Origin of the sequence: Mycobacterium sp. Aquia_216, from assembly GCF_026723865.1 — a bacterium.
Taxonomy (GTDB): domain Bacteria; phylum Actinomycetota; class Actinomycetes; order Mycobacteriales; family Mycobacteriaceae; genus Mycobacterium.
The window spans coordinates 956,450-970,459 of the sequence record NZ_CP113529.1; the positions used below are offsets into that span (position 1 = coordinate 956,450).

Consider the following 14,010-nt stretch of genomic DNA (forward strand, 5'->3'; position numbering starts at 1 on the left):
GCGGCGTTACGCGTCCGCCTGATCGGCCAAGCGGTCCAGCCATTCCGCGAGCATCGCCTTTTCGCCCGGCGTCAGCGCGCCATTAGTGCTGCCGCGCAACGACTCTCGTAGCGCGACTGCCCGTCCCGGAAGATCCGAAGGGGCCGCCTGCCGGAAGCCGTCGGTCGCTATCGCGGCGATGGCGTTCTCCCGGGTGATGGTCGACAGCTCCAGGTCGCGTCCCTCCGGTGGTATGCGAATCTGGGCCAGCACGTAACCCGCCGCCGCGGCATGCACGTACTCCACGGCACGCTTGACGCTCATCTTGAGCAGGCCGTGATCACCGATTCGCCCGATCAACCCGTGCAGGATCTCCAGCGATTCGCGGGCCAGTGCCGGCATCTTGCCGGGGCGCGGCTGGACATACGCGAGGATGTAGCAATCGGGGTAGGTGAGGCCGAAATCGACGTGCAGATCCCACGAGTCGCGGAAGTCCTGCACGGGGTCGTCGGTAATGACGGCCCGCCTCTTGTCCTGTAGGTAGCTCTGCAACACGTGGCCTGTGACCGCATCGAGCAACCCTTGCTTGTCGCCGAATTGCCGATAGATCGTCGGCGGCTGCACGCCCGCCGCCGACGCGACGGCCCTGGTAGAGACGGCGTCGACGCCGCCGGACACCAACAGCCCGGCTGCGGCTTCCAGTACCTTCTCGGCCGCTTCGGCGCCGGTGGTACGCGTTCGGCGACTATCCATGTTTTCAACGATAACAAATTCGACGTTGCGGTGTTAGCAATCAATGATACCGTGTCTGTTGTTATCACTGTTAACAATAGACGTAAAGGAAGCCTCCATGTCGTCAGCATCGAATCCGTCGAGCTCCTACGACGTCGTCGTCGTGGGCGCCGGCGTCGCCGGATGTGTGATCGCCAGCCGACTCTCGGCGCAGCCCGGCATCCGGGTGTTGCTCCTGGAAGCCGGCGGCGCGACCCCACCTGCCGCCAGTGCCACCCCGCAGCTGTGGCCCACGATGATCGGCGGTCCGGCCGACTGGGGTGACTCGACGACCGTGCAGGCGGCCACCGGGTCGTCAATCCGGCTGGTCCGGGGTCGGGGCATCGGCGGGTCGTCGTCCACCAATGCCATGATGTTCGTCCGCGGACATCGGTCCAGTTATGCCGCGTGGGAGAACGTCGGCGCCAAGAGCTGGGGGTTCGACGACCTGTTGCCCTACTTCAAGCGCAGCGAAACCGCTGTAGGCGGCGATCCGGCACTGCGCGGCGATAGCGGCCCGATGAGGATCGCCGAGATCGATCCGCTGCATCCCGTTATCGCCGCCGGCCTGGATGCCGCCGTGCAGTGCGGGTACCGCAGGGCCACCGACATCGGCGGGGGACTGGAGGTCGGCTTCGGACCGGCCTTCCTGAACATCGTCGACGGGAAACGGCTCAGCGCCGCGGACGCATATCTGTTGCCGGTGTTGGGCCGGCCGAACCTCGACTTCGTCGCCGACGCCACGGTGCACCGGCTGCGGATCGAGAACGGCCGCTGCACCGGCGTGGAATACAGCACGGGCGGCGGGACGTCGATGTCGGTCGCCCGCTCGGGTGAAGTGGTGTTGGCCGCGGGCACGATTGGCTCGGCTCAGTTGCTGATGCTGTCGGGAGTTGGCCCGGCGCAACACCTTCGGGACGTCGGCGTCGGGGTCACCCTCGACCTGCCCGGCGTGGGTTCTAATTTTCACGACCACGTCATGGCGCCGGTGGTGTACAGCGCTGCCCGGCCGCTACCGCCGAGCCGCAGCGGTCACGGCGAGGCGATGGGTTTGATCCAGACCGAGCACGCGGGCGACGGCCCCGACGCGCAACTGCTGTTCATCGATTCCACCGGCATCGGCTTGCCGGGCGACGACGGCAGCGTGATCGGCTACGTGATCGCGGCTTCGGTGATGCTGCCGTACAGCCGCGGCAGCGTGCGGCTGTCGAAGCCGAACGCCGGCGTGCTGCCGATCGTCGACCCGAACTACTTCGGCGACGAGCGCGACCTGGGCACGCTGGTCGCCGCCCTGCGGGTGGCCCAAAAGATCGGCGCGGCAAGTGCTTACGACTCGTGGCGTGACGCGGAAGTCGCACCCGGACGCGACGCCGATGACGATGCCTTGCGCATCTTCGTGAAGGCGGCATATCAGTCGTACTTCCACCCGGTGGGAACGTGCGCGATGGGCGATACGGATATGTCGGTCGTCGACAGTGAATTGCGGGTCCATGGCGTCAGCGGCCTGCGGGTCGCCGACGGATCCGTCATGCCCTCGGTTCCGTCGGCCAACACCGCCGCGACGGTCTATGCGATCGCCGAGCGGGCCTCTGAACTCATCGGTGGATGATCGGCGGGTGAGGCCGCCGTTTGGCCAGTGCGGGCGATCACCCGGCCGCCGCGACGGTGCGCGCTGGCACCTCATCGTCCAGCTGCACGGGCGCTGGATCTGCGAACTGTTCGTCGGCCGCCCGAAGACTCAGCCGATGCGCGAATTGCCGTCTGTCCGCTGGCTTACCGCGTCGGCCCCCAGGTATGCGTCGGCCCAGGCGCCGATGATCCGGCCGGCGCGGTGAGCTTGGCCGCGGGCGGTGAGTAGGTGATCGGAGCCCTCGAGCGAGACGAAGCTGCGGGGGTGGCGGGCCAAGCGGAAGATCTCGCTCGCGTTCTCGATGCCGACCGTGTTGTCGGTGGGCGAGTGCAGGATCAGCAGCGGCAGCCGCAAGCTCTTGATCTTGTCGTGCAGGTGCGCCGCGCGGACATCCTCGACGAAGGCGCGCTTGAGGGTCAGCTTGCGCCCCCCGACCAGCCACTCGACGCTGCCCTCCGACAAGCAGCGGTCGACCACTGCGTCGTAATGCTTTTCGACATGGCTGGGGTCAAACGGCGCCGCGACCGTGACGACCGACCGCACGCCCGGCGACCGCATCGCCGCGGCGATCACCGCGGCGCCACCCCAAGAGTGCCCGACCAGGATGTCGGCCGGCGTCCCGCGGTCGACCATGAACTCGCAAGCCTGGACGACGTCGTCGACCTTGACGGTGAACGACCCGTCACCCCAGTTCCCGTCGGATCCACCGAGACCCAGCGCGTCGAAGCGCAGCATCCCGATTCCGTCGGCGGCGAGCTGCTTGCAGATGCGGGCCGCGGCCGGACAGTCCTTGCCGAGGGTGAAGCCGTGCGCAAACACCCCCCAACCGCGCACCTCCGTCTGCGGGATCTCGACGATCCCGGCCAGTTTCGCGCCCGTGGAGCTTTGGAACGTGACACGTTCGCCCATAGTGGAGATCTAACCTGTCCCGGGTCGCCACCGTAAGGTCAGGCGGCCCCACCGTCGGAGTAGCCCGCTGGACGAAACGACGAGAATATGCTGCGAGCTCGGCTTAGGATTTGCTCATGCCGCTCGCGGCCGGCCAAGAGTTCGCGGGATACACCATCCTGCAGGTGCTCGGTGCCGGTGCGATGGGCACCGTGTACCTGCACCCGCGGTTGCCGCGCCAAGACGCGCTGACGGTGCTTTCGGTCGACCCGGCCACCGACCCGCAGTACCAAACCCGGTTCCTGTGCCTGTTCTGGCTTTCCACTACCACCCAGGTCTTCACCAGCCTGATCCATGCGCCCGACGGCGTCGCGGTCCGCGGAGGCAAAACCATCCAGATTGCCGACGTGTATGAATCAGGCGCGTCAGCAGCGTTATTCACCATTCTTCTTACCGGGATCATGGCGCTGATCCGGCTTTACAGCCGTCAGCCATCGCCTCGCTGATCCCCTTGGCGCGCGGCAGTATTCGCGCTACCTACCTGTGACGCCGTCGTAACGTCACCATTTGGAAACGGCGCGGTGCGGCGCGCGTCGTGTTCTACACGCGCCACTAAGAATGGGGTCGTCGTCGAGGAGCGACGTGAACACGGCTATGTGGTTCTGCTGCGCGAATGAAGGAGTTGGACGTTGATGACGATCTTCGATCGATTCAACATCGGTGTTGTTGCTAGCGCTGGATTATGCGGTGCCGCCATAGCGTTGAGCCCGGACGCTGCAGCCGTCCCACATATGACAGGTGGCGGGGCATGCATGTACGGGCAGGCCGGCGAGGCCGGCGCCGCCCCGGCAGCCGGCGGACCGGTGGGTGCCGCGGGAGCAGCGGCAGCACCGTGCGCCGCCCCGTTGACCGACATGGCGGGCATTCCAATGGTGGTGCCCGGTCCGGGAATTGTTCCGGTTCCGGCGGGCGCACCGCTGATTGCGCTCGGGCCTCCGGTGCCTGTGGTTCCCCCCTTGCCGTTGGGCGCTCCGATTGGTGCTCCGTTGCCGCTGGGGGCTCCGCTGGTTGCCCTTGGTGGGGTCGCGGATGGCATTCCCGTTGCGCCACTGATCGACATGTCCGGCGTGAAGGACGCGCCGACCGGTCCGGCGCCGACCGGTGGGCCGGTCGCCGGGCAGCCGGTTTCCCCAGGTCCGTCGCCGGTGCACGGGGGCTGATCACCGATCGAATTGAATGACCCGCCGGGTTTACACCTGGCGGGTCATTTTTGTTGTAGCAGAGCGCATCTGATCATGCCGAACTCGACGTCAGTAAAGGGGCGCGCGACAAACGTCAGCAAAGAGGTTGCACGACAATGGTATTACGACGAGGGCAATTCGTTAGTGCTCTCTCGCACGATCACCGGGTCGCCGACGTTGACCTTGTTGTAGTACCACTCGGCGTCCTCGGGGCTCAGGCTGATGCAGCCGTGGCTGACATTTTCCAGCCCGAGCGAATTGACAGCCCAGGGAGCTGAGTGCACGAAAAGGCCATGGTTGGTGATGCGGACGGCGTAGTCGACCGTCACGAGATAACCGTCGGGATCGTCGACGGGGATGCCGACGCTGCTCGAATCCATCTGAACCGAGCGTTCTTTGGACAGAACCGTGTACGAGCCGACCGGGGTCGGGTACTCGGGTCTACCCAACGAGGACGGCAGCACGCCTTGTTGGCCGAAGTGCGGGCGGTGGTGCGGCGCCGGCAGTGACGACGGCGGGCCTGTCTCGACTCCGTCGATGCTTACGGTGAAGGTGTGCTCGGAGATGCTGGCAATACCGATGACGGCGGGGCCCGTTTTGATCTCCGTGGGCTGGCCTTCCACCGTCAGTGCGATCGTGGTGTGCGCCGGCCAGTATCGGTCGGGAGTCCACTGCACCACTTTGTTGTCGAGCCATTCGTACTTGCCGGTCATCGCGGGCGTCGAGGTGATCCCCAGCGCACGCTCGGCCGCATGCCGGTCGGCGACGGGTGCGCGGAAGTTCACCACGACGGGGTGTGCCACGCCCACCGTTTGGCCGCGGGTTGGCAGCATCGACGCGATCGGAAACGGGTTCGACTGGCTCGCCGCCGCCAGGCTCACGTCGGCCGGCACCGGGACCGGCAGATTGACGACGGCGGTCCCCGCGATCACGCTCGCGCCGATTCCGATGACAGCAACGGCACATCGAATATCCGCGCGCATAGCCCCAATTCCTTTTTAACTGACAGAGTTGCAATAGAGATGGTAAATGGCCGCTGAGCTGCGGAAGCGCAAGGGCGCGTGATCAATTGATCAAGTATCGGTCACGATTTGGCAACGGCGAGGCGTTCTGTCAACGTGATGTCGGGCCGTGGTCGAGGGCAGCCAAGAAAAGGAGAGCGGTGTGGCCGCACGTTGGGTTCGAGGGGTTGGGCTGGCCGGTGCCGCGATGACGTGCGCGGTTTCCTTCGCGGGTACAGCCCTGGCGGCGCCGCCTCCCGCGCCGGGAATCCTGGTCAGCGATGGAATCACCAAGTGCACAACGGGTTTCGCCGCCCAAGGCAACGACGGTAGCTACTACCTGTTCACCAGCGGGCATTGCGACCACGCTGCGCCCTTCACCTACGACGAGAACGTCCCGCTCGGACACATCACCAGCAGCGAGGTGCTAGGCGACCTCAAAGACGCCGCGATCATCCGTCTTGACCCGGGCGTCGGTGCTCCGGGCGGTGATGTCGCGGGCCAACGCGTCCGGGGTGCCTTGAGTGCTTCCCAGATCAAGGCCGGCATGCCGTTCTGCAAGCTCGGTGCAATGACGGGGGAGACTTGCGGCACCGTCAAGAGCATTGACGGCGAAGTCATCGAAGCCAACGTGTTCGCCCAGCCAGGCGACAGTGGTGGTCCGGGTTATGTGAAGAACGCCGACGGCACCGTGACCGCGGTCGGCCTGGTGATGTCCACATCGCTCGCGGGTGACCCCAACATCACTTACTTCGTACTGGTGCAGCCTCTGCTCGGCAGGTGGGGTGTGCACATACTCCCGTAGGCCAGATTGTCAGTGGATGCGCGCGCTGCCGCCGAGGCCGATCTCTAGCACGCTTCCGGTGATGACCCCGGGGTCGGTGACCAGATACAGCACTCCGCGACTGACGTCCTCGGGTTGCAGCCAGGGTTGAGGTATCGGGTTGGCTTTCATCATCCGGCGCACCAGATCGTCGGGGATGTCGTCGCCGCCGGCGGGCTGCACCATCGGTGTCTGAGTCGTCGTCGGGCAGACGACGTTGATCGTGATGCCGTCCTTGGCGACCTCCAGGGCGGCGGACTTCGCCAGGCCGATGACGCCCCACTTGGTGGCGTTGTATGCGGCCAGCTCGGGGATGCCCATCCGGCCACCCATCGAGGACGTCACGACGATCCTGCCGAAACGCTGCTGCCGCATCACCGGAATGGCCGCCCGCAGGGTGTGAAATGCGCCGGTCAAATTGGTGTCGATCAGTTGTCGCCACACCACGTCGCTGACGTCTTCCAGTAGCCCGGTGCTGACGATTCCGGCGTTGGCCAACACGATGTCGAGGCTGCCCAGGTCGGCGACCGTCTGTGTGATCGCGTCGCGCACCGCGGCCGAATCGCGCACGTCCAGGGTGAGCGGCACGCAACGCCGACCCAGCGCTTCAACCAGTTTCGCCGTATCCCGCAAGTCGTCCTCGGTGCCCAGGGGGTAGGTCAGGTCCGTCATCGCATCCGGGGCATCGGCGGCCACGATGTCGGCTCCTTCGGCCGCTAACGCCAGTGCGTGTGCACGCCCCTGTCCTCGAGCTCCGCCGGTAATCAAGGCCACGCGTCCATCCAAAGCACCCATGGGCGTAAAGCTACCAGCGGGTTATACCCTCAGCGGCAGGCTGGGTGTTGTTACGAAATCAATTGCTGTGGGCCATATTTCGGCGCTACGCCGACGCAGAAGGCCGAATCTGACCATGCGACCAGCAGTTCATCGTGGAGCCGATGACGGGAATCGAACCCGCGTATTCAGCTTGGGAAGCTGATGTTCTGCCATTGAACTACATCGGCGCGGTTGCCCAAGAAGGCTAGCACCCGGGTCCGCGGCCAGTCGCGACCGTTGAATGCCGACGCTCTAATGGGACTATCACCGCAAATTTAAAATGCTCACATTTATTCTTTCGTGATCATGTCGTAATGTGCTCGGGATGGGGCGGCACAGATTAGCCAGGAAGCGACGCAAGTCGCCGGTAGTCCTGGCAGCGCTGCTGGCCCCCGCTGCTGTCTTCTTCGCGGTGGCGGGAGATGTCGGTCCATTCGCCGCCCCGGCGGAAGCCACACCCGTTATTAGTGACGTCGCGCCGAGCCATTTGGAAATCGTCGCGGCGGAAGCGAATATCCCGCACGGCACAGCGGGCATGGGCCTCCCCGATGTCCAGCCGGTCGCATCGAGATACCACGTCCGATCCCGTTTCTTGCCCGTCGGGCTCGCCTCCGAGCAGGGCCTGCAGGTGCGCACGATCCTGACGTCGCGCGCAATCAGTGCGACGTTCCCGGAGATTCACGAAATCGGCGGTGTCCGACCGGATCCGCTGCCTTGGCATCCCCTCGGCCTGGCGCTGGATGTGATGATCCCCAGTCCCGAGAGCGCGCAGGGCATCGCGCTGGGCAACGCGATCGTCGCGTACGTGCTGCAGAACGCGAATCGATTCGGGATACAGGACGCGATTTGGCGCGGCGTCTACTACACGCCTCATGGAGCGCAAACGAGCAGGCTCGGCCACTATGACCACGTCCACATCACGACGACCGGAGGCGGCTACGCCAAGGGTGGCGAAACGTATCTCGCCGACTGAACGCGGGACAACGAGCAACCGATAGGCTCGTCGCGTGCTGCTCTCCGATCGCGATCTCAGGGCCGAAATCTCCGCCGGCCGGTTGGGCATCGACCCGTTCGACGACACCCTGGTTCAACCCTCGAGCGTTGACGTTCGCCTCGACAGCATGTTCCGGGTGTTCAACAACACCCGCTACACCCACATCGACCCCGCCAAGCAGCAGGACGAACTGACCAGCCTGGTGGAACCCGCCGAAGGGGAGCCGTTCGTGCTGCACCCGGGCGAGTTCGTGCTCGGCTCGACCCTGGAGCAGGTCGCGTTAGCCGACGACCTCGCCGGCCGGTTGGAAGGCAAGTCGTCGCTGGGCCGGCTTGGCCTGCTGACCCACTCGACCGCGGGCTTCATCGATCCGGGCTTTACCGGTCACATCACCCTTGAGCTGTCCAACGTCGCCAACCTGCCGATCACCCTGTGGCCCGGCATGAAGATCGGGCAGCTGTGCATCTTGCGACTGACCAGCCCGGCCGAACACCCGTACGGCAGTTCGCGGGTCGGCTCGAAGTACCAGGGGCAGCGGGGGCCGACGCCGTCTCGCTCCTATGAGAACTTCATAAGATCTACATAGCTTCGCCAGGGTGCCCGCACAGCTTTCCTGCGCGATTATTAGATAGTCAATGGTTTCTCCTCCGCCCGAGCATCGCTCGGCTAGCAACACCTTTGGAGGGGGTTGGTTTTGGATATCGTGCTCGGGGTTTCGATCGCGCCGACGTCGGTCCAGATGGTCGTGGTTGAAGGCGAGAACGCCGATGGCGCTTTGGTCGACGAGGATGAATTCCACGTCGCCGCGACCGACGACACAGAACCCACCGCTGTTCCCGATCGGGTGATCTCGGCAATCCTGGGCACCCGCGAGGGTGCGGCCGATGCCGGCCTTGAGCTGTCCTCGATCGGCGTGACATGGACCGACCAGCTGCACGCCGCCGTGCTACGCGACGCGCTGGCCGCATACAAACTCGAGAACGTCATGCTGGTCTCGGCGTTCCTTGCCGCCGCCGCGCTCGGCCAATCCGTCGGCGGCGCAATGGGTTACGAGACCACCGCTGTGCTGTTCGTGGAGCCCGACACCGCGACGCTGGCCGTCGTCGAGACTGCCGACGGTGCCATCACCGACGTCTACAGAGAACAGCTCGATCCCGAGTCCGACGAAGAGGCCACCGCACAACTCACCGGGATGATCTCCGGGCTCGAGGAGCTCGACCTGCCGCCGGGCGGCGTGTTCGTGGTCGGTTCGGATGTCAACATCGCCGCGATCAAGCCGGCGCTGGAGTCGGCGACCGCGTTGACGGTGAGCGTGCCGGAAGAGCCGGAAACGGCGCTGGCCCACGGGGCCGCGTTGGCGTCGGCGAACGCCCCGCTGTTCGCCTCGTCGACCGCGGCACTGGCTTACGCGCAAGACCCGGGCACCGGTGCCGTCCATCCGTCCGCCAGTCCCGAATACCTTGGCGTGACGTACCTTTCCGGCACCGAGCTCGACGAGCTGGCCTACAGCCTGATGCCGGACGACGACGCCGACGCTCCCACCGTCGTCATCAGCCCATCCGATCTTGACGATCCGGACGACGGCGAGCCCCGTCGCAGACCGATGCTGCTGCTCGGCAGTGGGATGGCGGTGGTTGCGATCAGCGCGGTGGTGGCGCTGGAGATCGCGCTGGCGATCGGCATCCGTACGACGGATATCGCGCTGCATCCGACCCCCAACCAAAGCCTCATCGTCCCGGCCCAACCGGCCCCCGCGGCGCCGCCCGTTCAGGCGTCCGCCCCAAGGCCGGAAGTGAGTGCGCCCCGGCCGATGGCGGCTCCTCAGCCGTTGAAGCCGCCGATGGCCGCAGCACTTCCGGCGGCCCCGCCGCCGTTGCCCGCGGCCCCGGCTCCCGCGGCCCCGGTACCGGTTGTGCTGCCTCCGGTAGTCCCGGCTCCCGTGCACCTGCCTGCTCCGAATTGGCTCATGGGCCCGCCGGTGATCCAGGCTCCGCCGCGGCTGATGCCCCCACTACCCGTGGAGCAACAACCGTTACCGGTCCGTGGTCAGTGGCCGGGCTGGGGCACGGACCCGCAGTCGCCCCCGCATCAAACTCCTCCCGAGTCAGGCCTGCCCGGCTCTGGCCCCGGTGGTCCAGGTGGTGGGCATTTTCCACCGCCTGGCTCAGGTTCGGGTGGTGCCAATGGTGGCGGTCCAGGTCATCTGCCCGGCTCGGGTCCGGGTGGTGGTGGGCACGCCCCGAGTGGGCCTATCGGCGGCGGCGGTGGTCCCTTTGGCGGCGGCGGTCCCTTTGGGGGAGGCGGTCCTATCGGCGGTGGTCCCCTCGGCGGCGGCGGACACGCGCCGAGCGGGCCGATCGGTGGTGGGCCTTCGGGTGGACCCTTTGGCGGGTCTGGGCCCTTCGGTGGCGGCGGTCCCTTCGGTGGCGGCGGTTCCATGGGTGGTGGCGGCGGCCATGCTCCGAGCGGTCCCTTCGGAGGTGGCGGTGGTGGTCCTATCGGCGGGGGCGGCCCCTTCGGGGGCGGCGGCCACGGCGGCGGGTTCGGGGGTGGCGGCCACGGTGGTGGCGGCTTCGGTGGCGGGGGCGGCGGGTTTGGTGGCGGCGGTCACAGCGGTGGCGGTGGCTTCGGAGGTGGCGGTGGCTTCGGCGGCGGCCACAGCGGTGGCGGCGGGCACCATTAGTCGTTTCGCGCCCGGGCGCGGGTAGGGGAGCACGCGTAAAATCGAGTCGCTAGGGGAATACAGGGTGGGGATTCACGACGTCTCGAGGTGGCCGGAGCCTGCGATGACGCCGTTCCTCAAGTCACTGTCTAGCAAACGACATTGGAGGGGCAGTGGACACCGTACTTGGTGTTTCGATGGCGCCGACGGCCGTCCGGATGGTGCTGGTCGAAGGCGAAAATGGCGACGGCGCTACCGTCGATGAAGACAATTTCGACGTTGCGTCCGACGATGACGCGGCAACGACCAGCGCCGCCGACCAAGTGGTCTCGGCGATCCTGGGAACCCAGGAGGGTGCGGCCCAGGGCGGCTACCAGCTGACGTCGACGGGAGTCACCTGGACAGATCCCGTCGAGGCTGCCGCGCTGCGCGATGCATTGGCCGCGCACAAGGTCGAGAATGTGATGCTGGTCTCGGCGTTCCTCGCCGCGGCGGCCCTAGCGCAAGCGGTCGGCAACGAGACCAACTATGCGCAGACCGCGCTGTTGTTCATCGAACCCGACACCGCGACGCTGGCGATCGTCGACACCGCCGACGGATCGATCGCCGATGTGCATCGCCAGACCCTGCCCGAGGACGACGACGCGGCGGTCGCGCAGCTGGCCACGATGGTCTCGGAGGCTGAGGCGCTGGAGACGCGCCCGGGTGCGGTCTTCGTTGTGGGCTCCGGCGTCGACATCCCACTGATCAAGCCCGCGCTGGAGGCGGCAACGACGCTGCCGCTGGCGATGCCCGAGGAGCCGGACACCGCGCTGGCTCGCGGCGCGGCGCTCGCCTCGGCGCATGCCCCACTGTTCGCGTCATCCACGGCCGCGCAGGCCTACGCCCAGGACCCCGGCACCGGTGCCCTCGACCCGTTCGCGGTGGCGCCCGGATACTTCGATGTCGCGGATTCCGATCAGGACGCGCTGGCATACAGCGCCGTCCCCGACGACTACGCCGAGGCCTATACCGGTACGCACACCGCCGCGACCGAGCTTGCCGACTACCGCGAGCGCAGGTCCTTCGGGTTGGTAGGCAGCGCGGTCGCAGCGATCTTCATCGTCGGGGTGGCGGCGCTGGTCGTTTCACTGGCGATCGCAATCCGGCCGACCGCCGGTGTGAAGCCCGTTCCGGGCCACAACATCGTCGCCCCCGCCCAGGGGGTACCCGTTCCGGCGCCCGCGGCTCCCGCACCGGCTCCGGCCGCTCCCGCGCCCGAGGCCGCCCCGATCCCGGCGCCGGCACCCGTTCCTCAGGCGCCCGCTCCGGTTCCGGTTCCGGAGGCGCCGGCGCCGGCGCCGGTCGCGGTCCCGGCGGCGCCCGCTCCCGTCCCGGTTCCCGAGGCTCCCGCTCCGATTCCGGTTCCGGAGGCTCCGGCTCCCGCGCCGGTCGCGCCCCCCATTCCGATACCGATCCCGATCCCGATCCCACCGATCATTGGTGTGCCCGGCGGGCCGATCGGCCCGGGTCCCGGCGGTGGTGAGTTCCCCGGCAATCAAGGTCCCGGTCGTGGTGGGTTCCCCGGCAACCCGGGCCCCGGCGGCGGCCATGGTGGTGGGGTCCCTGGCGGCGGCGGTTTCCCGGGCGGCGGCCACGGCGGTGGTGGGTTCCCCGGTGGCGGCGGCTTCCCCGGTGGCGGAGGTCACGGTGGCGGTGGGTTCCCCGGTGGCGGCGGCTTCCCGGGCGGCGGCCACGGTGGCGGTGGTTTCGGTGGCGGTCACGGCGGGTTTGGTCACCGGTAGTTCTCCGAGAGCCACCTGTCACCTTCCGTTTGCCTCCCGCTCAGCGACGCGATGCAATTAGCTCATGGCGGCCACCTACACCGGACGTATGCGATGCACCGTCTTCGGCACCGGCTATCTGGGTGCCACGCATGCGGTCGGGATGGCGGAACTGGGGCACGAGGTCATCGGTGTCGACATCGACCCAGGAAAAGTCGCCAAGCTCGCCGCGGGTGACATCCCCTTCTACGAGCCGGGTCTGCGAGAGCTGCTGACCGACAACTTGGCTGCCGGGCGGCTGCGGTTCACCACCGACTACGACTTGGCCGCCGATTTCGCCGACGTGCACTTCCTGGGCGTCGGCACCCCACAAAAGAAGGGTCAATACGGCGCCGACCTCAGCCACGTCCACGCCGTCATCGACAATCTCGTACCGCGGTTGAGCAGGCCGGCCGTGCTGGTCGGCAAGTCGACTGTCCCCGTGGGCACTGCGGCAGAGCTGGCCGTGCGGGCCGCTGCGCTGGCACCTTCGGGAGTCGATGTCGAAATCGCGTGGAATCCAGAGTTCCTGCGTGAGGGGCACGCGGTGCACGACACCTTGGAGCCGGACCGCATTGTGCTTGGTATCCAAGAGGATTCGGTGCGCTCTGAGGAGGTTATCCGCGAGCTGTATGCGCCGCTCCTAGCTGCCGACATACCGTTCCTGGTAACCGATTTGCAGACAGCGGAATTGGTCAAGGTTGCGGCGAACGCCTTTCTCGCGACCAAGATTTCGTTCATCAACGCGATCTCCGAGGTGTGCGAGGCGTCGGGTGCCGACGTCACGCTGCTGGCCGATGCACTCGGGTACGACTCACGGATCGGACGCAAATTCCTCAACGCGGGCTTGGGTTTTGGCGGTGGCTGCCTACCCAAGGACATCCGGGCGTTCATGGCCCGCGCGGGTGAGTTGGGAGCCAACCAGGCACTGACGTTCCTGCGCGAGGTGGACAGCATCAACATGCGCCGGCGCACCAAAATGGTGGAGCTGGCCACCGCCGCGTGCGGCGGTTCGCTGCTTGGCGCCAACATCGCCGTGCTCGGTGCGGCGTTCAAGCCCGAGTCCGACGATGTCCGTGACTCGCCGGCGCTCAACGTCGCGGGCCAGCTGCAGCTCAACGGGGCCGCCGTCAACGTCTACGACCCAAAAGCCTTGGAAAACGCGCGGCGCCTGTTCCCGACGCTGAACTACGCGGTCTCGGTCGCGGAGGCATGCGAGGGCGCCGACGCGGTGTTGGTGCTGACCGAGTGGCCGGAGTTCACCAGCCTTGACCCCGACGACCTCGCCGACCGGGTGCGGGCTCGCGTCGTCGTCGACGGTCGCAACTGCCTGGACGCCGAACGCTGGAAACAGGCGGGGTGGCGGGTGTACCGGCTCGGAGCGCGGCGCCCCTAGGTCGCAC

13 protein-coding genes and 1 tRNA gene are annotated in these 14,010 nt (G+C 66.9%); 9 read left to right on the forward strand and 5 right to left on the reverse strand.

Annotated features, from left to right (window positions below; genetic code table 11):
* Positions 1 to 6: 6 nt before the first annotated feature.
* Positions 7 to 732: a TetR/AcrR family transcriptional regulator gene (locus OK015_RS04515; protein ID WP_268129575.1), complete on the reverse strand. Its 726-nt coding sequence runs from the start codon at positions 730 to 732 to the stop codon at positions 7 to 9.
* Between the two features lie 97 nt (positions 733 to 829).
* Between OK015_RS04515 and OK015_RS04520 the strand changes: the two genes are divergently transcribed.
* Positions 830 to 2,359 carry a GMC family oxidoreductase gene (locus OK015_RS04520; RefSeq protein ID WP_268129577.1) on the forward strand — a complete coding sequence of 510 codons (1,530 nt, stop codon included), beginning with the start codon at positions 830 to 832 and terminating at the stop codon, positions 2,357 to 2,359.
* A gap of 129 nt (positions 2,360 to 2,488) precedes the next feature.
* On the opposite strand, the gene OK015_RS04525 is transcribed toward OK015_RS04520, so the two are convergent.
* A complete protein-coding gene (locus OK015_RS04525; RefSeq protein WP_268129579.1) occupies positions 2,489 to 3,289 on the reverse strand; it encodes an alpha/beta hydrolase family protein in 801 nt (266 codons plus the stop codon).
* 116 nt (positions 3,290 to 3,405) lie between these two features.
* Here OK015_RS04525 and OK015_RS04530 point away from each other — a divergent pair, with 116 nt between their 5' ends.
* Together OK015_RS04530 and OK015_RS04535 are read left to right on the forward strand one after the other, a co-directional pair.
* A complete protein-coding gene (locus OK015_RS04530) occupies positions 3,406 to 3,774 on the forward strand; it encodes a hypothetical protein (RefSeq protein ID WP_268129582.1) in 369 nt (122 codons plus the stop codon).
* Between the two features lie 186 nt (positions 3,775 to 3,960).
* Positions 3,961 to 4,488 (forward strand): hypothetical protein, encoded by a 528-nt coding sequence (locus OK015_RS04535; RefSeq protein ID WP_268129584.1) that lies wholly within the window; start codon positions 3,961 to 3,963, stop codon positions 4,486 to 4,488.
* A 143-nt stretch (positions 4,489 to 4,631) separates the two neighbouring features.
* Here OK015_RS04535 and OK015_RS04540 read toward each other — a convergent pair whose 3' ends face one another.
* Entirely contained in the window at positions 4,632 to 5,492 is an 861-nt protein-coding gene (locus OK015_RS04540) for a L,D-transpeptidase (protein ID WP_268129585.1), read from the reverse strand.
* 181 nt (positions 5,493 to 5,673) lie between these two features.
* Here OK015_RS04540 and OK015_RS04545 point away from each other — a divergent pair, with 181 nt between their 5' ends.
* Positions 5,674 to 6,315, forward strand: coding sequence for a S1 family peptidase (locus tag OK015_RS04545; protein WP_442791202.1), 642 nt, complete (start codon positions 5,674 to 5,676; stop codon positions 6,313 to 6,315).
* A gap of 9 nt (positions 6,316 to 6,324) precedes the next feature.
* Here OK015_RS04545 and OK015_RS04550 read toward each other — a convergent pair whose 3' ends face one another.
* Together OK015_RS04550 and OK015_RS04555 are read right to left on the reverse strand one after the other, a co-directional pair.
* Positions 6,325 to 7,128 carry a mycofactocin-coupled SDR family oxidoreductase gene (locus OK015_RS04550; RefSeq protein WP_268129587.1) on the reverse strand — a complete coding sequence of 268 codons (804 nt, stop codon included), beginning with the start codon at positions 7,126 to 7,128 and terminating at the stop codon, positions 6,325 to 6,327.
* Between the two features lie 135 nt (positions 7,129 to 7,263).
* Positions 7,264 to 7,337: transfer RNA gene (locus tag OK015_RS04555), tRNA-Gly, on the reverse strand.
* 137 nt (positions 7,338 to 7,474) lie between these two features.
* On the opposite strand from OK015_RS04555, the gene OK015_RS04560 reads away from it, so the two are divergent.
* From OK015_RS04560 to OK015_RS04580, 5 genes are all read left to right on the forward strand, one after another.
* Entirely contained in the window at positions 7,475 to 8,122 is a 648-nt protein-coding gene (locus OK015_RS04560) for a hypothetical protein (protein WP_268129588.1), read from the forward strand.
* A gap of 34 nt (positions 8,123 to 8,156) precedes the next feature.
* Positions 8,157 to 8,729: a dCTP deaminase gene (dcd, locus tag OK015_RS04565; RefSeq protein ID WP_268129589.1), complete on the forward strand. Its 573-nt coding sequence runs from the start codon at positions 8,157 to 8,159 to the stop codon at positions 8,727 to 8,729.
* Between the two features lie 153 nt (positions 8,730 to 8,882).
* Positions 8,883 to 10,826 carry a DUF7159 family protein gene (locus OK015_RS04570; RefSeq protein ID WP_268132441.1) on the forward strand — a complete coding sequence of 648 codons (1,944 nt, stop codon included), beginning with the start codon at positions 8,883 to 8,885 and terminating at the stop codon, positions 10,824 to 10,826.
* A 152-nt stretch (positions 10,827 to 10,978) separates the two neighbouring features.
* Positions 10,979 to 12,589, forward strand: coding sequence for a DUF7159 family protein (locus OK015_RS04575; RefSeq protein ID WP_442791203.1), 1,611 nt, complete (start codon positions 10,979 to 10,981; stop codon positions 12,587 to 12,589).
* 88 nt (positions 12,590 to 12,677) lie between these two features.
* A complete protein-coding gene (locus OK015_RS04580) occupies positions 12,678 to 14,003 on the forward strand; it encodes a UDP-glucose dehydrogenase family protein (RefSeq protein WP_268132445.1) in 1,326 nt (441 codons plus the stop codon).
* The last annotated feature ends 7 nt before the right edge of the window (positions 14,004 to 14,010 follow it).